The organism is Dellaglioa algida (assembly GCF_030127605.1).
In the GTDB taxonomy this organism is placed as follows: Bacteria; Bacillota; Bacilli; order Lactobacillales; family Lactobacillaceae; genus Dellaglioa; species Dellaglioa algida.
The window spans coordinates 19,386-38,897 of sequence record NZ_JANXLE010000010.1 but is presented as its reverse complement, the minus strand read 5'-3'; the positions used below and the strand labels follow the sequence as shown (position 1 = coordinate 38,897).

The window sequence follows — 19,512 nt, the reverse complement described above, 5'->3', positions numbered from 1 at the left end:
TCTAATTACTGAATTTATATAATGTCTATAATAGCATAATTACAAAATTCTACATATAAAATGCTTAATATTAAGAAAAAATTTTTATTTAATGAAATCTAAGCGTAAATCGGATATACTTAAAGACGGAAATCTGAAAGATAAAAGAGGATTATTATGGCGCAATTATTTTTTAAATACGGTGCAATGAATAGTGGTAAGACAATTGAAATCTTAAAAGTTGCGCATAATTATGAGGAACAAAATAAATCAGTCATCATTTTAACAAGTGGAATAGATGATCGAGATGGGGTCGGATTCGTTTCGAGTCGTATTGGACTAAAACGTGAAGCGACGCCCATTTTTGATGAAACAAATGTTTTTGAATTGGTGCAACAGACAAATTCAAAAGCCGCTTGTGTCCTGATTGATGAATCACAATTTTTAAAACAAGATCATATTATTCAATTAGCTAAAATTGTGGATGAACTGAATATTCCAGTAATGGCTTTTGGTTTGAAAAATGATTTTAGAAATGAATTGTTTGAAGGATCAAAATATTTATTATTATATGCTGATAAAATTGAAGAAATGAAAACAATTTGTTGGTTCTGCCTCAAAAAAGCGATTATGAACTTACGGATTCATGATGGACAACCGGTTTACAATGGTGAACAAATTCAAATAGGTGGTAATGAAGCTTATTATCCAGTATGTCGTAAACACTACAATAATCCGTTAATGGGACAGTTAGAATAATTCAGATAGACTATACGATAAGGAATTAAAGGGAGACAATATAAATGGATGAAATGTATGACCAATTACAATCAGTTGATGATCGCTATGAAGAACTAGGCGAATTACTCTCTGATCCAGAGATTATTTCAAATAATAATCGATTTATGGAACTATCAAAAGAAATGGCAAGTATCCGAGAAACCGTTGAAAAATACCGTCAATATAAGATTGTTGTTCAAGAACTTGCGGATGCCGAAGAAATGCTAGGGGAGAACCTTGATCCAGAGATGGCTGAAATGGCAAAGGAAGAGTTATCTGATGCTAAGAAGTCAAAAACGGCGTTGGAAGATGAAATTAAAGTGCTCTTGATTCCTAAGGATCCTAATGATGATAAGAATATTATCATGGAAATTCACGGTGCCGCTGGTGGGGATGAAGCGAGTTTATTCGCTGCTGACTTATTCACAATGTATTCAAAATATGCCGAAAAACAAGGTTGGACTGTTGAAATTGTGGATAAGAATGTGACTGAAGTAGGTGGATTTAAAGAAATCGTATTGCTAATTAACGGTGATAGTGTCTTCTCTAAATTAAAATATGAAAGTGGCGCACATCGTGTTCAACGAATTCCTTCAACAGAATCAGCTGGGCGTGTACATACATCAACTGCAACGGTTGGTGTGATGCCAGAAGCTGAAGATGTAGAAATCGAAATTGATGCAAAAGATATTAGAACCGATGTTTACCGTTCATCAGGTGCTGGTGGACAACATGTTAATAAGACATCTTCAGCTGTTCGAATGACTCATTTACCAACTAATATTGTTGTAGCAATGCAAGATGAACGTTCACAACAACAAAATCGTGAAAAAGCAATGAAAATTTTGAAGGCACGTGTTTACGATTTTTATTCACAACAAGAACAAAGTGCGTACAACGAAAATAGAAAATCTGCCGTTGGTTCAGGGGACCGTTCTGAACGAATTAGAACGTATAACTTCCCTCAAAACCGCGTCACGGATCATCGAATTGGTTTATCATTGAACAAATTAGATCGTGTTATGAATGGTGAACTTGAAGAAGTTATTGATTCATTGATTTTATATGATCAAACACAAAAAATGGAAAAGTTGCAAGAAAATGACTAATCAAACCTACTATGAAGCCTTGAAATGGGCTTCTTTGTGTATAGAGGAACATAAGCTGGAAACTGAAAGTGCTCAATGGCTCTTGTTGGAACGGCTGAACTGGTCGACAACTGACTTATTAATGCATTATCAAACTAAAATGCCTGAAGCTGAGTGGCAGCAATATCGAATTGATATTAAGTCGTTTTGTGATGGAATGCCCGCACAGTACATCATTGGACATGCTTATTTTTTTGGTATGCAATTAAAAGTGACAAACGCAACGCTTATCCCGAGACCTGAGACGGAAGAATTGGTAGAATGGATGTTGGAATCATTACCACAAAATGAAAATTTACGAATCGCTGATATTGGTACCGGAACGGGAGCTATCGCGTTAGCTTTAAAGAAAGAACGACCCAATTGGCAAGTATTCGCAAGTGATATTTCAGAAGACGCTCTTAGTGTCGCAAAAGAGAATGCTGTAAAACAACAGGCGGATATAACCTTTTTAGTTGGGGACTTAACGGAACCAATTAAAAAGATGGAGATGAATGTCATCGTATCAAATCCACCCTATATTGCTGAGAATGAGCAAGATGTGATGGATAAAAGCGTTATTGAGTACGAACCTCATCAAGCGTTGTTTGCTACTGAAAATGGCTTGAGTTTATATCGAAGAATGATTCAAGAAATAGCTCAATTTAAACAACTACCACAGGCTATTTTTTTTGAGATAGGGTACCAACAAGAAACGGCTGTAATGGAAATGTTAATGGATACATTTAAAAGTACTTACTTAATAGAAGGAAAAAAAGATAGTTTTGGTAATCAGCGGATGATCCAAGCAAAATTATAAAAGGAGTGTTGACATCATGGAAACAATTATTTATCAACCTAATGAAATAGAAAAGGCTGCAGATTTACTGAAACAAGGACAATTAGTGGCATTTCCCACTGAAACTGTTTATGGATTAGGTGCTGACGCAACCAATGAAGAGGCGGTTAAACGGGTATATGCTGCAAAAGGTCGACCAAGTGATAATCCGTTAATTGTGCATGTTGCCAACCTTGATACCGTTAGAAAGTATGCACAACCACTTTCTGCCAACGTAATAAAATTAATCACGGCATTTTGGCCAGGCTCGTTGACGCTTATTTTAAAGTTACAGCCAGGGGTTCTTTCGAAAACAGTCACAGGTGGATTAGAAACTGCCGCATTTAGAATGCCAGATAACAAGGTGACGCTAGAACTTATTGCTAAGGCAGGTGTCCCAATCGTTGGTCCTTCAGCAAATACTTCTGGGAAACCAAGCCCAACCATGGCAGAACATGTCATGCATGATTTGACCGGAAAAATTGCTGCTGTCATTGATGATGGCCAGACGAAAATCGGTGTAGAATCAACTGTTTTAGATATGAGTACAGAAGTACCAACGATTTTGAGACCCGGTGCTGTAACATTATCGCAGATTGAGGCGGTAATCGGACCAGTTAGTGATGAGACACATGAGATTGCCGAGGGCGAGACACCCAAAGCACCTGGTATGAAATACAGACACTATGCACCAAGGGCACAAGTTGTGATTGTGAATCCAGAACAAAAATGGTCAGATATTTTGGATTGGGTCGCTAAACAAGATATCGCAATTGGGCTAATGACTAAGGAAGGCCAAATCGATACTGATCAATTGCCAAAAAATAGTGGGTACTCTTCTTTAGGAAAGACCGTGGAGTCAGCAAGCCAAGCCCTTTTTGATGGACTACGTTATTTTGATGATAACCCTAATGTGCAAATGATTTTAGTTGAAGGATTCGATAAAACCGGACTTGGCGTCGCTTATATGAACCGACTTGAGAAAGCGGCGAGCAAGCAAAATATAACCGACCTTATGGAAGCTGAAAAAGTAAAATATAAACAACAAGATAAAGCATTGTGGGAAGCAATCGCGCACGAAGAAAAACGCCAAGAAGATAATATTGAATTAATTGCATCTGAAAATATTGTTTCCGATGCTGTGAGAGCTGCTCAGGGTAGTGTTCTAACCAATAAATATGCAGAAGGTTATCCTGGGAAACGTTACTACGGTGGCTGCGAGTATATTGATGTGGTTGAACAATTGGCCATTGATCGTGCTAAGGCATTATTCCATGCTGAGTATGCTAACGTACAACCACATTCTGGATCACAGGCAAATATGGCTGTTTACCAGGCATTTTTAGAACCGGAAGATAAGATATTAGGGATGAAGTTGAATGACGGTGGTCATTTAACACATGGCTCACCCGTAAACTTCTCAGGTGAACTATACGATTTTGTTAGTTATGGTGTTGACCCTGAAACGGAACGATTAAATTACGATACGATTCGCGAAATTGCACTCAGAGAAAAACCTAGAATGATCATTGCCGGTGCCTCAGCTTACAGTCGAATGATTGATTTTACTAAATTCAGAGCAATTGCTGATGAAGTTGGCGCTTATCTAATGGTCGATATGGCTCATATTGCAGGACTTGTAGCGACAGGATTGCATCCTAATCCTGTCGACGTTGCAGACGTTGTGACAACAACGACACATAAAACGTTACGCGGTCCTCGTGGTGGAATGATTCTTGCCAAAGAAAAATATGCTAAGAAATTAAATTCTGCTGTTTTCCCTGGAACACAGGGTGGACCACTAGAACATGTTATTGCTGGAAAAGCGGCATCATTTTTTGAAGCGGCGCAACCAGCATTCACATCATACATGTATCAAGTTGTTCAAAATGCGCAAGCTATGGCAGGCGTTTTCGCACAGTCAGATTTAGTTAGAGTTATTTCTGGTGGAACGGATAACCATTTGATGAACTTGGATGTATCGCCATCTGGATTGAATGGGAAAGAAGTTCAAAATTTACTAGATCGCGTTCATATCACAGTAAATAAGAACACAATTCCAAATGAACCATTGAGTCCATTTAAAACATCTGGTATCCGAATTGGCACACCAGCTATTACGACGCGTGGTTTCGATAGTGAGGACGTTAAGGTAATCGCAATCTTAGTTCTGTACGCAATTCAATTCCATGATGATGATGATAAATTAGCTGAAATTGGGTCACAAGTTTTAGCATTATCTAATAATCATCCAATTTCACAAATTAAATACGTTTAAGACTAGTATTTTAAGTGATAGTTCGCTAAAATAGAATAGACTAAATTTAAGGGAGTGTTTCGTAATGGGCAAATTTCAAGTAATGGACCATCCGTTGATTCAACATAAATTAACGATTATACGTGATAAGAACTGTGGAACAAAAGAATTTAGAGAAGTTGTTAATGAAATTGCCGAGTTGATGGTATATGATGTTTCTCGCGATTTTGCTTTAGAGGATGTTGTCGTTGAAACGCCTATGGGCAAAACAACGCAAAAAACATTGGCTGGTAAAAAAATTGCGATTATTCCTATTTTAAGAGCTGGTTTAGGAATGGTTGATGGTATTTTAGAATTATTACCAGCAGCTAAAGTTGGTCACATTGGTATGTATCGTGATGAAACGACATTCCAACCAACGGAATACTTTGTAAAAATGCCAGAAGATATTGCTAGTCGTGACCTTCTGGTTGTTGACCCAATGCTTGCTACTGGTGGTTCTGCCATTATGGCCGTTGATGCATTGAAGAAACGTGGTGCAAAAACAATTAAGTTTGTTTGTCTTGTTGCGGCTCCAGAAGGTGTGGAAGCTTTACGTGAGAAACATCCTGACATTGATATTTATACAGCAGCACTTGATGACCGATTAAATGAAGATGGCTACATTGTCCCAGGTTTGGGCGATGCTGGCGATCGATTATTCGGTACGAAATAATTAAATGGATGACTCTTAGAATGCTTATGTATAAGCTATCTAGGTGTCATCTTTTTTAACAAGAAAAAAAACAAAAAATAAGTTTGAAATTCTTTTGTGTTTTATTTCAATTGGTGGTATGATTTCTTTTGTAATTGGAGAATATTTATAAAGTTGTTCTCTTTAATTTATGCCGTTTTAAACGGTCAAATCAAAGTTTGGAAAGAGGTGAAATTCTGTGGATGGAGAAGCTTTCGTTGTAAAGCTTTATGGACTGCCTTTCAATATTACGAATATTGCTTCGGGTTTGGTCGCATTTATAATTGTCGCAATAGTCGTGATTGCGCTATCTAGACAATTATCTATGAAGCCAACCGGAAAACAAAACGTTTTGGAATGGCTCATTGATTTCACTAACGGTATTGTTAAAAGTGCAATGCCAGGAGAAGAAGGTAAAAAGTTTAATTTATTAGCATTTACGCTATTTTTATTTATCTTCGTATCTAACCAATTGGGTTTATTTCTCCAAATCGGTTTTGGCGACAAGACGTTGATTAAAAGTCCAACGTCAAGTCCGCTAACGACTCTAACGTTTGCATTTTTAGTTATTTTACTATCGCATTTTATGGGTGTTATACAGTTAGGCTTTAAAGGGTATCTCAAGAACTCTTATTTGAGCCCCGTTGCCATGTTTATACCAATTAATTTGATTGAAGAATTTACTAATTTGTTGACGTTGGCTCTTCGTTTGTACGGAAACATTTACGCTGGTGAAGTGTTGTTAACGTTAATTGGTGGTGCCGTTTCTATGGGACCAGTAATGACAATTGTCGCATTGCCAGTTGAAATGATCTGGCAAGGGTTCTCTCTGTTTATCGGAAGTATCCAAGCTTACGTATTCGTAACATTGTCAATGGTTTATATTGGTGGAAAAGTACAAAAAGAATAAAAACAAGATATATATAAGGAGGAAACACATATTATGGGATTATTAGCAGCAGGTATTGCAGCCGGTTTAGCCGCTCTTGCAACAGGTATTGGTAACAGTTTAGTTATTTCTAAAACACTTGAAGGTATGGCTCGCCAACCTGAATTATCAGGTCAATTACGTTCAACAATGTTTATTGGTGTCGGTTTGATTGAAGCCGTGCCTATCATCGCTATCGTTATTTCGTTCTTATTGATGGCTAAATAATTTTTGAAATTAAGCATTATTCTTCGTTAATTATGACGAAATATATTAATTTTAAAAGGAGGTGTCAATAGATGTTTTCAGATTTAGTTTTCGGTGCTGTTGGTAATTTTCAGACTGGTGATTTTCTTTTTTATATCGTTTCATTCGTTATTTTAATGTTGATTATTAAACATTATGCATGGGGACCCGTCACAAAAATGATGAGTGATCGTGCAGAAAAAATTGCAAATGATTTAGATTCTGCTGAAGATTCAAGAAAAAAAGCCAACGTTTTAGCAACAGAGCGACAAAGCCAATTAGATAATTCACGTCAAGAAGCATCTGAAATTGTTAATCGTGCAAAAGATAACGGTAAAAAGCAACATGATGATATTGTTACCGGAGCGCAAGATGAAGCAACGACGTTAAAACAAAATGCAATTAAAGATATTGAACAAGAACGTCAAGAAGCATTAAGTGGCGTTCAGAGTGATGTCGCTGAATTATCTATTGAAATTGCTTCTAAGATTATTCAAAAAGAATTAAATGAAAATGATCAAAAAGACTTAATCAACTCTTATATTGAAGGGCTGGTAAAGTAAAATGAAATTAGACAAAGCAACTGTTGCTAATCGTTATGGAGAAGCCATCTTTGAAATTGCCGAAGAACAGGGTAACATTGTTGCCTTTTCGGAAGAGTTAGAGGAACTTAGACAAGTCTTTCTTGCCAATCCACAATTAAGTGACGTACTTGTTGGTGCCCAACTTAATTTGATAGAAAAGCAAGGCTTAATTAAGGTCTTACTCAAAGATGCTTCTCCAATTATTGCGAATGTTATCCAGATGGTCTTTGATTATGGTCGAATGGGTGATATGGTCGGAATAATTGAAGAATTCGAACGATTATGTGATGTTAAAGAAAAAGTTGTACATGCAACTGTGACAACTGCAATTAAACTTGATGATGATCAATTAGAAAAATTATCAGCTAAGTTTGCAGAACGAATCGGTGCAAACAAGATAGTATTTAACAATATTATCGATGAAAAAATTATTGGCGGAGTTGTTATTGAAGCGAACAATCAGATTTTTGATGGCTCAATTTCATCAAAAATCAATAAAGTAAAAAGATTGTTAGCAAATCAATAAATTAAAGTAGTTAAGAGGTGAACCTTGTATGAGCATTAAAGCTGAAGAAATCAGTGCTTTAATTAAAGAACAATTGGAACAATATAAAGACGAACTTATCGTTGATGAAGTAGGTACCGTTACTTATGTTGGTGATGGTATTGCTCGTGCACACGGTTTGGATAATGCTTTATCAGGGGAACTGTTGGAATTTTCTGATGGTACTTATGGTATGGCTCAAAATCTAGAAACAAACGATGTAGGTATCGTTATTTTAGGTGGCTATGAAAGTATCCGTGAAGGCGATGTTGTTAAACGTACGGGTAGAATCATGGAAGTTCCTGTTGGTGAAGAACTTATTGGACGTGTTGTTAATCCTTTAGGCCAACCCATCGATGGTAAAGGTGATCTTAAGACAACCAAAACTCGTCCAGTCGAAAAAAAGGCTCCAGGAGTTATGGATCGTAAGTCTGTTGATCAACCTTTACAAACCGGACTTAAGGCTATTGATGCCTTAGTACCAATTGGCCGTGGACAACGTGAATTGATCATTGGTGATCGTAAAACTGGTAAGACATCAGTTGCGATTGATACAATCTTAAACCAAAAAGATCAAGACATGATCTGTATCTACGTTGCTATTGGACAAAAAGAATCAACTGTTAGCGCACAAGTGGAAACATTACGTCGTTTAGGCGCTATGGATTACACAATTGTCGTTAGTGCTGGTCCTGCTTCTCCTGCACCATTATTATGGTTAGCTCCATATACTGGTTCAGCAATGGGTGAAGAATTCATGTACAACGGTAAACATGTTTTGATTGTCTTTGATGATTTATCAAAACAAGCAACGGCTTACCGTGAACTGTCATTAATTTTGAGACGTCCGCCGGGTCGTGAAGCTTATCCTGGTGATGTTTTCTACTTACATTCACGTTTACTTGAACGTGCAGCTAAGTTGAGTGATGAATTGGGTGGTGGTTCAATGACTGCTCTTCCATTTATTGAAACTCAAGCTGGTGATGTTTCTGCATACATTCCAACCAACGTTATTTCGATTACCGATGGCCAAATTTTCTTGGATAGTGATTTATTCTATTCAGGTACTCGTCCAGCCATTGACGCTGGGACATCAGTTTCTCGTGTTGGTGGTTCAGCTCAAATTAAAGCTATGAAGAAAGTTGCCGGTAGCCTTCGTTTGGCTCTTGCATCATTCCGTGAATTAGAATCATTTTCTCAATTTGGATCTGATTTAGATGCTGCAACGCAAGCTAAATTAAATCGTGGTCATCGTACGGTTGAAGTTCTTAAACAACCATTACACAAACCATTAGTTGTTGAAAAACAAGTTTTAATTTTATATGCTTTAACACATGGCTTCTTAGATGTAGTTCCTGTTGATGATATTCTTCGCTTTGAAGGTGAAATTTTTGATTTCTTTGATAATAATCATAGTGATCTCTTAAATCACATTAAAGAAACGGGTAATTTACCTGATGAAGATAAATTCGATGCTGCAATCAAAGATTTTTCAGAAGGTTTTCAAGTAACTCCTGAAAAAGCGTAAACTAAAAGTAAATGAAAGATGGTGAGAATTAATGGGTGCTTCATTAATGGAAGTAAAACGTCGAATTGTTTCGACTAAGAAAACAGGGCAAATAACTGGCGCAATGCAAGTTGTTTCAACTGCTAAGCTGAGTCAAATTCAACGTCATACTCAAAGTTATCAGATATATGCTTCTAAAATTAGAAGTGTCATTACCCATCTTGCCCAATCTCACCTTTTAGATGCTAAGGCCGGAAATGCAAAACAATCATCTGAGAACGGTAGTTCAAAATTTTCAGGTTTTGATATGTTACAGAAAAGACCTGTTAAAAAAAGCGGTTATTTAATCATTACGTCTGATCGTGGTTTAGTTGGTAGTTACAATAGTAACGTCATTAAACAATCATTAGATTTAATGAAACAAAATGGCTGTACTGTAGATAACACTGTTATCATCGCTGTTGGTGGTACTGGCGCAGACTTCTTCAAAAATAGAGGATACGATGTTGCTTATGAACATCGTGGCGTAAGCGATATTCCAACATTTATTGAAGTTCGTGAAATCGTTAGATCAATGGTGACAATGTATAATAGTGAAGTTTATGATGAGTTATTCGTTTGTTATAATCACTTCGTTAACAGTTTACAATCAGATTTTCATTCTGAGCAGATGTTACCAATTTCAGAAGTGAATTTGGATACCGATTCAGAGGGCATTGAGGTGCCTAATGCAATGGGTAACGAAGATTATGATATGGAACCTTCAGGAGATGCAATTCTTGAAGTTGTGCTACCTCAGTTTGCTGAAAGCCTAGTATATGGTGCGATTTTAGATGCTAAAACAGCTGAACATGCTTCAAGTTCTACAGCGATGAAATCTGCGACAGATAATGCCAAAGATATTATTTCATCATTAGAATTGACGTATAATCGTGCACGTCAAAGTGCTATTACAACAGAAATTACAGAAATTACTGGTGCAACAGCTGCTTTAGAGTAAAATGACAGGAGGAAATACAGAAGATGAGTCTCGGTAAAGTTGTTCAAGTTATCGGGCCCGTCGTCGATGTACAATTCTCTTTAAACGAAACCTTACCAGATATCAATAATGCGTTGAAAGTTACGCGTGAAGATGGGACTGCTCTAATTATTGAAGTTACGCTTGAATTAGGTGACGGAGTTATGAGAACAATCGCCATGGATTCTACGGATGGCTTGCAACGCGGAACAGTTGTTGAAGACACAGGTGCTTCAATTTCTGTCCCCGTTGGTGAAGATACTCTTGGTCGAGTGTTTAACGTTTTAGGAGATACCATTGATGGTGGTCCTGAATTTAGTAAAGATGCAGAACGTAGTAGCATTCATAAAGATGCCCCTACGTATGATCAATTAAGTGCAAGTACTGAAGTTCTTGAAACAGGAATTAAAGTTATTGACTTGTTAGCCCCTTATATTAAAGGTGGTAAAATTGGATTATTCGGTGGTGCCGGTGTTGGTAAGACCGTTTTAATTCAAGAATTGATTCATAATATTGCTCAAGAACATAATGGTATTTCAGTGTTTACCGGTGTTGGTGAACGAACTCGTGAAGGTAATGACCTTTACTTCGAAATGAAAGAATCCGGCGTGTTAGAGAAGACAGCCATGGTGTTTGGTCAGATGAACGAGCCGCCTGGTGCCCGTATGCGTGTTGCATTGACTGGTCTTACAATTGCGGAATACTTCCGTGATGAAAAAGGACAAGATGTGCTATTGTTTATTGATAATATCTTCCGCTTTACACAAGCCGGTTCTGAAGTTTCAGCCTTATTAGGTCGTATTCCTTCAGCCGTAGGTTACCAACCAACATTAGCTACTGAAATGGGTCAATTGCAAGAACGTATTACGTCAACTAAAAAAGGTTCAGTTACATCAATCCAAGCAGTTTATGTTCCTGCCGATGATTATACTGATCCTGCTCCTGCTACAACGTTCGCCCATTTGGATGCAACAACTAACTTGGAACGTAGTTTAACGCAACAAGGTATTTACCCAGCTGTTGATCCTTTGGCTTCAACTTCAAGCGCATTAACGCCTGAAATTGTTGGAGAAGAACATTATCGTGTTGCTACGGAAGTTCAACATATGTTACAACGTTATCGTGAATTACAAGATATTATTTCTATTTTAGGTATGGATGAATTATCTGATGAAGAAAAAGTGATTGTAGCACGTGCGCGTCGTATTCAGTTCTTCCTTTCACAAAACTTTAACGTTGCTGAACAATTTACAGGGAAACCTGGATCATATGTACCAATCGCCGAAACTGTTCAAGGTTTCAAGGATATTCTTGATGGTAAATATGATGCACTCCCTGAAGATGCTTTCAATGGTGTCGGCCCAATCGAAGATGTTATTGAAGCAGCAAACAAAATGGCAAAATAGGGGGTAATAACAGATGGCTGAAGATTCAGTTTTGACCGTTAGTATCGTCACTCCCGATGGTAGTGTTTATGAAAATGAGGCTAGAATGCTTATTGTCAAAACGCCCAGTGGGGAAATGGGTATTTTACCCAATCATATTCCAGTTATTGCTTCTCTTGATATTGACGCTGTCAGAATTAAGGTTAGCGACAACAAAGAAGATGAGATTGCCGTAAGTGGTGGATTTGTCGAGTTTTCAAAAAACGTTGCAACAATTGTTGCAAACGCGGCAGAGTGCCAAGCAGATATCGATGAAAATCGTGCACAAGCGGCTAAGGCTCGTGCCGAACAAATGATTTCTAAAGCAAAAGAAACAAATAATACAAATGAACTTAAAAGATCAGAAATTGCGCTTAGACGTGCAATTAACCGAATCAAAATTTCAAAACATTAGCAAAAAAAAGACACTGAATTTTTTCAGTGTCTTTTTTTATACAGATATTAAATATTTCATTTTTGTTACAAATATTAGCGACAAGTGATACAAAATATGCTATGCTTATGACGAATAAATTTTAGGAGTGTTTTTATGAATACCGTAGGAATACAATCGTTGGTTACTTTGATGAGTCATTTGATGTTTATTGGAATTGCTTTTTGGGCAATTCAAGGTTTACGAATAGACAGATTTTTCCCACAAAGTAATCAACAAAGGATCAAGGCATTAATTGTGATGTTGGCTATCTTATTAGGTTATACAAGTAGCGCGTTCTTCTTAAATTTTATGGATAATATACGTAATTTAGTTTTTTTAGTTAAATAATAACGGGGGAATAATTGTGGAAAAAATTATTGTTAAGGGTGGCAACTCACTCAATGGAACGGTTCATATAGAAGGCGCTAAAAATGCTGTATTACCTATCTTAGCAGCAGGTATTTTAGCAAGTACGGGCGAAAACACGTTATCAAATGTACCTGTTTTATCTGATGTTTTCACTATGAATAACGTGTTACGTTTTTTAAATTTAGATGTTGATTTTAATGAGGAAACAAATGAAGTTAAAATGAGTGCTGCTAAGGAATTATCACCAGAAGCACCTTTTGAATATGTCTCAAAAATGCGTGCATCTATTGTTGTGATGGGTCCGCTTTTGGCACGACTTAAGCATGCCAAAATTGCAATGCCTGGAGGTTGTGCAATCGGTTCTAGACCAATTGATTTACATTTAAAAGGTTTTGAAGCCATGGGTGCTCATATTGAACAATATGATGGTTACATAGAAGCAACCGTCGATGAATTAAAAGGCGCAAATATTTACCTTGATTTTCCAAGTGTAGGTGCAACTCAGAATATTATGATGGCTGCAACATTAGCTACTGGGACAACCGTGATAGAAAATGTTGCGAGAGAACCAGAAATCGTTGACTTAGCCAACATTTTGAATAAGATGGGTGCCAAGGTTCAAGGTGCTGGAACTGAAACAATCCGTATTCATGGTGTGAAGGAACTTCATGGTGCAGATCATGCAGTTGTTCAAGATCGTATTGAAGCAGGAACTTTCATGGTTGCGGCAGCAGTAACCCAAGGTAACGTTTTAATTGAAGAAGCTATTGCAGAACACAATAAACCATTAATCTCTAAGTTAGAAGAGATGGGTATTGAAGTGATCCAAGAAGAAAATGGTATTCGAGTAATTGGTACAGATGAAATTAAACCGATTACGGTTAAAACATTGCCTCATCCGGGTTATCCAACAGATATGCAGCCACAAATGACAGTGCTTCAATTAATGGCATCTGGTACAAGCACGTTAACTGAGACTGTATTTGAAAATCGTTTTATGCATTTAGAAGAATTACGTCGTATGAATGCTAACTTTAAGGTTGAAGGTAATTCGGTTGTCATGTATGGTCCAACTGATTTCAACGGAGCAGAAGTTGCCGCTACTGATTTAAGAGCAGCAGCGGCACTTGTACTTGCTGGATTAGTTGCTCGCGGTTACACACAGGTAACTCATCTTGAGTATCTTGACCGTGGTTACTATCACTTCCATCAAAAATTGAAGGCATTAGGCGCTGAAATTAAACGAATTGATGATGATACACAGGATATTATTATTAAGACATCAAATGAAGTGAAATAAGAAAAATGTCCATTTTGGACATTTTTTTATTGCGCATATATATGGTATAATACTGACATTAGTATAAGTTTTAAGTGCCGAGAGGAGAAACACAATGGCTAAAGATATTGGTATTGATTTAGGAACCGCAAACGTATTAATTAACGTTCAAAATAAAGGTATTGTTTTAAATGAACCTTCTGTTGTCGCAATTGACACGAAGTCAGGACGCGTCCTAGCAGTTGGGTCAGAAGCATACAAAATGGTCGGAAGAACACCCGGTAGTATCAGAGCAATCAGACCCATGAAAAATGGTGTCATCGCTGATTTCGATATTACAGAACAAATGTTAACTTACTTTATAAAAAAATTAAATGTGAGTGGCTTCTTGTCAAAACCAAGTATTTTGATCTGTTGTCCAACAAACATTACATCAATTGAACAAAAAGCAATTATTCAAGCTGCTGAAAAAGCTGGTGGTGGCAAGGTTTATCTTGCTGAAGAACCTAAAGTTGCTGCTATCGGTGCTGGTTTAGATATTTATCAACCTCGCGGTAGTTTAGTTATCGATATCGGTGGTGGTACCAGTGATGTTGCTGTTATTTCGTTAGGCGATATTGTAGCAAGTCGTTCATTGCGCGTTGCAGGTGACCAATTAAATAGTGATGTTATTAATTTTGTTAAACAAAAACATAATCTTCAAATTGGTGAACGTACAGCTGAAAAAGCTAAAATTGAAATTGGTACAGTTTACCCAGGTAACCGTTCATTAGAAATGGAAATTCGCGGACGAGATGTTGTGACTGGGTTACCAAAAACAATTACACTTACTTCTGCTGAGGTTGAAGAAGCGACTCACGAAACGATGCAAGCAATTGTATCCGCAACTAAAGAAGTTCTTGAACAAATGCCACCAGAATTGGCATCAGATATTATCGATACTGGTGTAATTTTAACTGGTGGTGGTGCATTGCTAGATGGTGTTGACCTTTTAATGTCAGAGAATTTAGATATTCCGGTAATGGTATCTGAAACACCATTGGATGATGTTGCAAAAGGGACTGGATACCTGCTTGATCATATTGAAAAACAAGGTAGATAAGAACTTTTATATGGGTTATTAGGGGAGGTCTATTAACGGGGCAATCTGTTGATGGACCTTTTAATATAGGGGGTCATTGATTTATGCAAAACTTAATGCTAGCACCAATCAAGTTTTATCAGAAATTTATTTCACCAATGTTCCCACCTAGTTGTCGTTATTATCCGACGTGTTCAAATTATATGATTAAAGCCATTCAAAAACATGGCGCAAAAGGCATTATTATGGGTATCGGTAGGATTTTAAGATGCCATCCTTTTGTCAGGGGCGGATTTGATCCAGTACCTGACTACTTTACCGTACGCAGAAATAAGAACCCAGAGGGAGAAAATAAACATGTCTAAGAAAGAAAAAGAAATTGAAGTTGCAGAGAACGATATTAAAATTAATGGTGAAGAAGCTGTTTCGTTAACAGTTGGTGGCATTGAAATTGGAACAGTTATGCAACAAGATGCAAAATTTGTTGCCACATTGAGCAACGGAGAAACGTTTAAAGCTAAAACTCGCGATGAAGGAATTGATACTTTATTACGTGATTTCCATTTACACCGAGGCTAATTGATTATAGATTAACTATTGGTCTAGTCATAAATTTAATGAAATAAGCAACATAGCATGGAGGATAATTCTATGAGTAGTAGAAAAGATGAGATCGATAGTGAGGCAAGGATTGATTATGGTATCATTTTTGCCGTTTTAGTCTTAGCAATCATTGGACTTGCTTCGATTTATGTATCGGCTTCCCATGATACGAGTGCTACTTCAATTGTTAGCCAAATGGTTTCACAGTTGATGTGGTATGCCATTGGGGTCGTTGCAATTGTGGTTATAATGCAATTCGATTCAGAACAACTGTGGCGGATTGCACCGATTGTCTATGGTGTTGGTCTGTTCTTGTTGGCGATTGTTTTGGTTGTTTATAGTCGGAGTTTATATGCAAGTACAGGTGCTAAAAGCTGGATACCGCTTGTGGGTTCATTAACGTTCCAACCATCAGAGGTAATGAAGCCAGCATTTATTTTGATGTTAGCCCGTGTCGTTACAGTGCATAATAATGATTATCCAACACATAAGCTTAGTACAGATTTTATCTTGTTGGCTAAGATGATTGGCTGGACGCTTCCAGTCGTCGTTTTGTTAAAATTACAAAATGATTTTGGAACGATGTTGGTTTTCTTTGCTATTTTAGGTGGCGTCATTTTAGTTTCCGGAATCACCTGGAAAATTATTGGACCAGCATTTGGGATTGTTGCAGTTGTAGGTGGAACAACGTTGTACATGGTTATTTCAACGACTGGTCGAGCGATTTTAGAGAAAATTGGCTTTGCCGCTTATCAATTTGATCGTGTGGATAACTGGTTGGATCCTTCAAAAGATACATCTGGAACGGGATATCAATTATGGCAAAGTATGAAGGCTATCGGGTCTGGACAAATGACCGGTAAAGGATTTAACGTCTCAAACGTCTATGTACCCGTTCGTGAATCCGATATGATTTTTTCCGTTATTGGTGAGAATTTTGGATTCATTGGTGGCTGTATCTTGATTTTCATTTATTTCCTATTAATTTATCGAATGGTTCGTGCAACCTTTGATACGAAAAATGAATTTTATGCTTACTTATCAACAGGTGTTATTATGATGATTTTATTCCATGTTTTTGAAAATATTGGGATGAGCATCGGGTTGTTACCATTAACAGGTATTCCATTGCCATTTGTCAGTCAGGGAGGGTCAGCCCTGGTAGGTAATATGATTGGGATTGGGTTGATCATGTCAATGCGATTCCATCATAAGAGCTATATGTTTAGTAACGATGACGAAGATTTTGATTAGATACTGGCGCGGCGATTCTATTTTGTGAGTCGTCGCTTTTTTAAAACTGGGAGGTTTACGATAATGCTTGATTTTTATTGGTATCCTAAATGTTCAACTTGTAGAAAAGCGAAACAATGGTTAGATGAAAACGGTGTTGACTATCGTACGATAGACCTCATTCAAGATACGCCGAAAGCGGCTTTAATTGAAAAGTGGTTGAATGAGTCTGAACAACCCATGACTTATTTTTTTAATACGCATGGTGAAAAGTATCGTGAATTAAAAATAAAAGACGAATTACCAACAATGTCAAATATTCAAGCAAGTCAAGTACTAGCGTCAGATGGGATGTTAATTAAGCGCCCCGTATTAATTGAGGGCGACAAAATGACAACTGGATTTAAGGAAGATGTATTCGAAGAAAATTGGTTAAATAAATAAAAGTGTTGACATTAAATTTTAATCTGGCTATAATCAACTACAATAAGAAATACAGATGAGACGTTTTGAAAAGATGAGTAGGTTTTAGTAATTAGAGAAGAGAGTCCCGGTAGCTGAAAAGGGATCGAAATTACTGAATTGAAGATGGTCTTGGAACGTTTGGTGGATGAGCAATGTAAATCTACCTTGGGTACGCCCAATACAGCGAAAGGGTATCGACTAAGCAATTAGCCCGTACCTGATGAGATTGTTATCGTGAGGTAACAATAAAACAAGGTGGTAACACGTGAAGTTTATAGCTTCTCGTCCTTCCGTTTATTAAACGGGGGATGAGGGGCTATTTTTTTTGAAAAAAGGAGGAATGAATATGATTGAATTTAAACATGTATCTAAAGAGTTTGTCACGAATAATGGTAAAGTAAGTGCGGTTTCTGATTTGAACCTCTCGGTTGAAGACGGTAATATTTTAGGAATCGTCGGTTATTCTGGGGCTGGAAAAAGTACGCTAATTAGAATGCTAAACGGTTTGGAGACACCGACTTCAGGAGAAGTTGATGTGAACGGGGCTAAAATTGCTTCACTAACGGGGAAGGCATTAAGAAAGCAACGTCAAAAAATTGGAATGATTTTTCAACATTTTAATTTACTTTGGTCTCGAACGGTTGTGGAAAATATTATGTTTCCACTTGAAATTGCCGGTTTAGGTAAAGCCGAACGTCTGGCCAAGGCTGAAGAATTAACAACGTTAGTCGGATTAAAAGGGAAAGAAAATGCTTATCCCTCAGAGTTATCTGGCGGTCAAAAACAACGTGTTGGTATCGCTAGGGCATTGGCCAATGACCCTGAAATCTTAATCTGTGACGAGGCGACAAGTGCTTTGGATCCACAAACAACTGATGAAATATTAGATTTATTACTCCAAATTAATCATAAATTAAATTTGACGATTGTTTTAATTACACATGAAATGCACGTTGTTCGTAAAATATGTGATCATGTTGCAGTCATGGAAAATGGTAAATTAGTTGAAGATGGCTTAGTCTTAGATGTTTTTAAACGACCACAACAAGACGTCACAAAACGATTTGTTAACCAAGAAGTAACACCAGCAATGCACGATACTGAAATTGCCGTCCATGAATTAATTGAGGCTTATCCACAAGGCTTAATCGTTCAATTAACGTTCCACAGTACACAGACGCAAATGCCTATTATCTCTGAAATGTTAAGACAAATTCCTGAAATCGATTTTAATATTGTTGAAGGATCAATTCACCAAACGCAGGGTGGTCCGATTGGAACATTATATATTCAATTAACTGGACCAAAAGAAAGTTTGGATCAAGCCATTCCATTCTTACAAAAAATGAAAGTAGAAACGGAGGTGCTTCATTATGGGGACTAATACGTGGGCGTCATATTTTAATTTTAGCGCCGTTAATTGGGCCGATTTTTGGGCGAATACTTGGGAAACAATCAGTATGACATTGATTTCTACCATCGCAGTTGCCATTCTAGGTATTCTCTTGGGTCTGATCCTGTTTGAAACAAAGCAGAAAACGACGGGTAAGATAATGATCTGGTCTAAAGTCATTAATTGGGTTGTTTCAGCTTTAGTTAATATCTTTCGCTCAATTCCATTTATTATTTTAATTGTGCTATTATTACCATTCACAAAAGCTTTAGTTGGTTCGATTATTGGCCCAGTTGCCGCTTTACCGGCATTGATTATTTCAGCAGCACCATTTTATGCAAGGATGGTTGAATTAGCTTTTCGCGAAATTGATTACGGTGTTATTGAAGCTGCCGAGGCAATGGGCGCTAATAAAATACAAATCATTTGGAAAGTGTTGTTGCGAGAAAGTTTACCGGCATTAATTTCTGGTGTTACGGTTACGGGAATTACAATTATTGGGTATACGGCGATGGCCGGGACAATCGGAGCCGGGGGCCTAGGAAATTGGGCCTTTATCGAAGGTTACGGAGCTAATAATAATACTGTCACATTAGTTGCAACGGTAACGATTATTATTATTGTGGCCATTTTCCAACTTATTGGAGATCAATCGGCTAAACTAATTGATAAACGGAATAACTAGGGA

General features: G+C 37.3%; 22 protein-coding genes and 1 pseudogene. All 23 read left to right on the top strand.

Annotated features, from left to right (window positions below; all coding sequences use genetic code 11):
- Window positions 1-156: 156 nt before the first annotated feature.
- The 23 genes and pseudogenes from N0K73_RS07980 (at window position 157) to N0K73_RS07870 (ending at window position 19,509) form a co-directional block, all read left to right on the top strand.
- Window positions 157-738: a thymidine kinase gene (locus tag N0K73_RS07980; RefSeq protein WP_057973796.1), complete on the top strand. Its 582-nt coding sequence runs from the start codon at window positions 157-159 to the stop codon at window positions 736-738.
- Window positions 739-782: 44 nt separating this feature from the next.
- A complete protein-coding gene (prfA, locus tag N0K73_RS07975) occupies window positions 783-1,868 on the top strand; it encodes a peptide chain release factor 1 (RefSeq protein WP_057973797.1) in 1,086 nt (361 codons plus the stop codon).
- A complete protein-coding gene (gene prmC, locus N0K73_RS07970; RefSeq protein WP_181647362.1) occupies window positions 1,861-2,706 on the top strand; it encodes a peptide chain release factor N(5)-glutamine methyltransferase in 846 nt (281 codons plus the stop codon). Before prfA ends, prmC begins: the two co-directional genes overlap by 8 nt.
- A 16-nt stretch (window positions 2,707-2,722) precedes the next feature.
- A pseudogene (locus N0K73_RS07965) lies at window positions 2,723-3,706 on the top strand (L-threonylcarbamoyladenylate synthase); the annotation flags it as partial.
- Between the two features lie 33 nt (window positions 3,707-3,739).
- Window positions 3,740-5,002 (top strand): serine hydroxymethyltransferase, encoded by a 1,263-nt coding sequence (gene glyA / locus N0K73_RS07960; RefSeq protein WP_057973944.1) that lies wholly within the window; start codon window positions 3,740-3,742, stop codon window positions 5,000-5,002.
- 64 nt (window positions 5,003-5,066) lie between these two features.
- Entirely contained in the window at window positions 5,067-5,696 is a 630-nt protein-coding gene (gene upp, locus N0K73_RS07955; protein ID WP_057973799.1) for a uracil phosphoribosyltransferase, read from the top strand.
- Window positions 5,697-5,913: 217 nt separating this feature from the next.
- On the top strand, window positions 5,914-6,624 hold the full coding sequence (atpB, locus tag N0K73_RS07950) for a F0F1 ATP synthase subunit A (protein ID WP_112250208.1): 711 nt from the start codon (window positions 5,914-5,916) through the stop codon (window positions 6,622-6,624).
- A 33-nt stretch (window positions 6,625-6,657) separates the two neighbouring features.
- Entirely contained in the window at window positions 6,658-6,870 is a 213-nt protein-coding gene (atpE, locus tag N0K73_RS07945; RefSeq protein ID WP_057973801.1) for a F0F1 ATP synthase subunit C, read from the top strand.
- A 71-nt stretch (window positions 6,871-6,941) separates the two neighbouring features.
- The gene (gene atpF / locus N0K73_RS07940; RefSeq protein WP_112250206.1) at window positions 6,942-7,451 is read left to right on the top strand and encodes a F0F1 ATP synthase subunit B; all 510 of its coding nucleotides are present in this window, start codon (window positions 6,942-6,944) and stop codon (window positions 7,449-7,451) included.
- Window position 7,452: 1 nt separating this feature from the next.
- Window positions 7,453-7,998, top strand: a complete 546-nt coding sequence (gene atpH / locus N0K73_RS07935; RefSeq protein ID WP_057973803.1) for an ATP synthase F1 subunit delta — start codon at window positions 7,453-7,455, stop codon at window positions 7,996-7,998.
- A gap of 28 nt (window positions 7,999-8,026) precedes the next feature.
- Window positions 8,027-9,544, top strand: coding sequence for a F0F1 ATP synthase subunit alpha (gene atpA, locus N0K73_RS07930; protein ID WP_057973804.1), 1,518 nt, complete (start codon window positions 8,027-8,029; stop codon window positions 9,542-9,544).
- Window positions 9,545-9,575: 31 nt separating this feature from the next.
- Window positions 9,576-10,523, top strand: a complete 948-nt coding sequence (locus tag N0K73_RS07925; protein ID WP_112250204.1) for a F0F1 ATP synthase subunit gamma — start codon at window positions 9,576-9,578, stop codon at window positions 10,521-10,523.
- A 23-nt stretch (window positions 10,524-10,546) separates the two neighbouring features.
- Window positions 10,547-11,947: a F0F1 ATP synthase subunit beta gene (gene atpD / locus N0K73_RS07920; RefSeq protein WP_057973806.1), complete on the top strand. Its 1,401-nt coding sequence runs from the start codon at window positions 10,547-10,549 to the stop codon at window positions 11,945-11,947.
- A gap of 13 nt (window positions 11,948-11,960) precedes the next feature.
- A complete protein-coding gene (locus tag N0K73_RS07915; RefSeq protein ID WP_057973807.1) occupies window positions 11,961-12,380 on the top strand; it encodes a F0F1 ATP synthase subunit epsilon in 420 nt (139 codons plus the stop codon).
- Window positions 12,381-12,515: 135 nt separating this feature from the next.
- The gene (locus N0K73_RS07910) at window positions 12,516-12,749 is read left to right on the top strand and encodes a DUF1146 family protein (protein WP_057973808.1); all 234 of its coding nucleotides are present in this window, start codon (window positions 12,516-12,518) and stop codon (window positions 12,747-12,749) included.
- 16 nt (window positions 12,750-12,765) lie between these two features.
- Window positions 12,766-14,070 (top strand): UDP-N-acetylglucosamine 1-carboxyvinyltransferase, encoded by a 1,305-nt coding sequence (gene murA / locus N0K73_RS07905; RefSeq protein WP_112250202.1) that lies wholly within the window; start codon window positions 12,766-12,768, stop codon window positions 14,068-14,070.
- Window positions 14,071-14,164: 94 nt separating this feature from the next.
- Window positions 14,165-15,151, top strand: coding sequence for a rod shape-determining protein (mreB, locus tag N0K73_RS07900; RefSeq protein ID WP_112250200.1), 987 nt, complete (start codon window positions 14,165-14,167; stop codon window positions 15,149-15,151).
- 83 nt (window positions 15,152-15,234) lie between these two features.
- Window positions 15,235-15,495 carry a membrane protein insertion efficiency factor YidD gene (gene yidD, locus N0K73_RS07895; RefSeq protein ID WP_057973811.1) on the top strand — a complete coding sequence of 87 codons (261 nt, stop codon included), beginning with the start codon at window positions 15,235-15,237 and terminating at the stop codon, window positions 15,493-15,495.
- Window positions 15,488-15,709 (top strand): DUF2969 domain-containing protein, encoded by a 222-nt coding sequence (locus N0K73_RS07890; RefSeq protein WP_057973812.1) that lies wholly within the window; start codon window positions 15,488-15,490, stop codon window positions 15,707-15,709. Before yidD ends, N0K73_RS07890 begins: the two co-directional genes overlap by 8 nt.
- Before the next feature lie 72 nt (window positions 15,710-15,781).
- Window positions 15,782-16,987, top strand: a complete 1,206-nt coding sequence (locus N0K73_RS07885; RefSeq protein ID WP_057973813.1) for an FtsW/RodA/SpoVE family cell cycle protein — start codon at window positions 15,782-15,784, stop codon at window positions 16,985-16,987.
- A gap of 63 nt (window positions 16,988-17,050) precedes the next feature.
- Window positions 17,051-17,410: an arsenate reductase family protein gene (locus N0K73_RS07880; RefSeq protein WP_112250198.1), complete on the top strand. Its 360-nt coding sequence runs from the start codon at window positions 17,051-17,053 to the stop codon at window positions 17,408-17,410.
- A 367-nt stretch (window positions 17,411-17,777) separates the two neighbouring features.
- Complete coding sequence (locus tag N0K73_RS07875) at window positions 17,778-18,815, top strand: methionine ABC transporter ATP-binding protein (protein WP_112250196.1); 1,038 nt, start codon at window positions 17,778-17,780, stop codon at window positions 18,813-18,815.
- Entirely contained in the window at window positions 18,805-19,509 is a 705-nt protein-coding gene (locus tag N0K73_RS07870) for a methionine ABC transporter permease (RefSeq protein ID WP_112250194.1), read from the top strand. Before N0K73_RS07875 ends, N0K73_RS07870 begins: the two co-directional genes overlap by 11 nt.
- Window positions 19,510-19,512 lie beyond the last annotated feature (3 nt).

Coding starts and splice junctions, on each gene's coding strand:
- N0K73_RS07980 (WP_057973796.1), top strand. CDS start 157: ATGGCGCAATTATTTTTTAAATACGGTGCAATGAATAGTGGTAAGACA.
- prfA (WP_057973797.1), top strand. CDS start 783: ATGGATGAAATGTATGACCAATTACAATCAGTTGATGATCGCTATGAA.
- prmC (WP_181647362.1), top strand. CDS start 1,861: ATGACTAATCAAACCTACTATGAAGCCTTGAAATGGGCTTCTTTGTGT.
- glyA (WP_057973944.1), top strand. CDS start 3,740: ATGGAAGCTGAAAAAGTAAAATATAAACAACAAGATAAAGCATTGTGG.
- upp (WP_057973799.1), top strand. CDS start 5,067: ATGGGCAAATTTCAAGTAATGGACCATCCGTTGATTCAACATAAATTA.
- atpE (WP_057973801.1), top strand. CDS start 6,658: ATGGGATTATTAGCAGCAGGTATTGCAGCCGGTTTAGCCGCTCTTGCA.
- atpF (WP_112250206.1), top strand. CDS start 6,942: ATGTTTTCAGATTTAGTTTTCGGTGCTGTTGGTAATTTTCAGACTGGT.
- atpH (WP_057973803.1), top strand. CDS start 7,453: ATGAAATTAGACAAAGCAACTGTTGCTAATCGTTATGGAGAAGCCATC.
- atpA (WP_057973804.1), top strand. CDS start 8,027: ATGAGCATTAAAGCTGAAGAAATCAGTGCTTTAATTAAAGAACAATTG.
- N0K73_RS07925 (WP_112250204.1), top strand. CDS start 9,576: ATGGGTGCTTCATTAATGGAAGTAAAACGTCGAATTGTTTCGACTAAG.
- atpD (WP_057973806.1), top strand. CDS start 10,547: ATGAGTCTCGGTAAAGTTGTTCAAGTTATCGGGCCCGTCGTCGATGTA.
- N0K73_RS07915 (WP_057973807.1), top strand. CDS start 11,961: ATGGCTGAAGATTCAGTTTTGACCGTTAGTATCGTCACTCCCGATGGT.
- N0K73_RS07910 (WP_057973808.1), top strand. CDS start 12,516: ATGAATACCGTAGGAATACAATCGTTGGTTACTTTGATGAGTCATTTG.
- mreB (WP_112250200.1), top strand. CDS start 14,165: ATGGCTAAAGATATTGGTATTGATTTAGGAACCGCAAACGTATTAATT.
- yidD (WP_057973811.1), top strand. CDS start 15,235: ATGCAAAACTTAATGCTAGCACCAATCAAGTTTTATCAGAAATTTATT.
- N0K73_RS07890 (WP_057973812.1), top strand. CDS start 15,488: ATGTCTAAGAAAGAAAAAGAAATTGAAGTTGCAGAGAACGATATTAAA.
- N0K73_RS07885 (WP_057973813.1), top strand. CDS start 15,782: ATGAGTAGTAGAAAAGATGAGATCGATAGTGAGGCAAGGATTGATTAT.
- N0K73_RS07880 (WP_112250198.1), top strand. CDS start 17,051: ATGCTTGATTTTTATTGGTATCCTAAATGTTCAACTTGTAGAAAAGCG.
- N0K73_RS07875 (WP_112250196.1), top strand. CDS start 17,778: ATGATTGAATTTAAACATGTATCTAAAGAGTTTGTCACGAATAATGGT.
- N0K73_RS07870 (WP_112250194.1), top strand. CDS start 18,805: ATGGGGACTAATACGTGGGCGTCATATTTTAATTTTAGCGCCGTTAAT.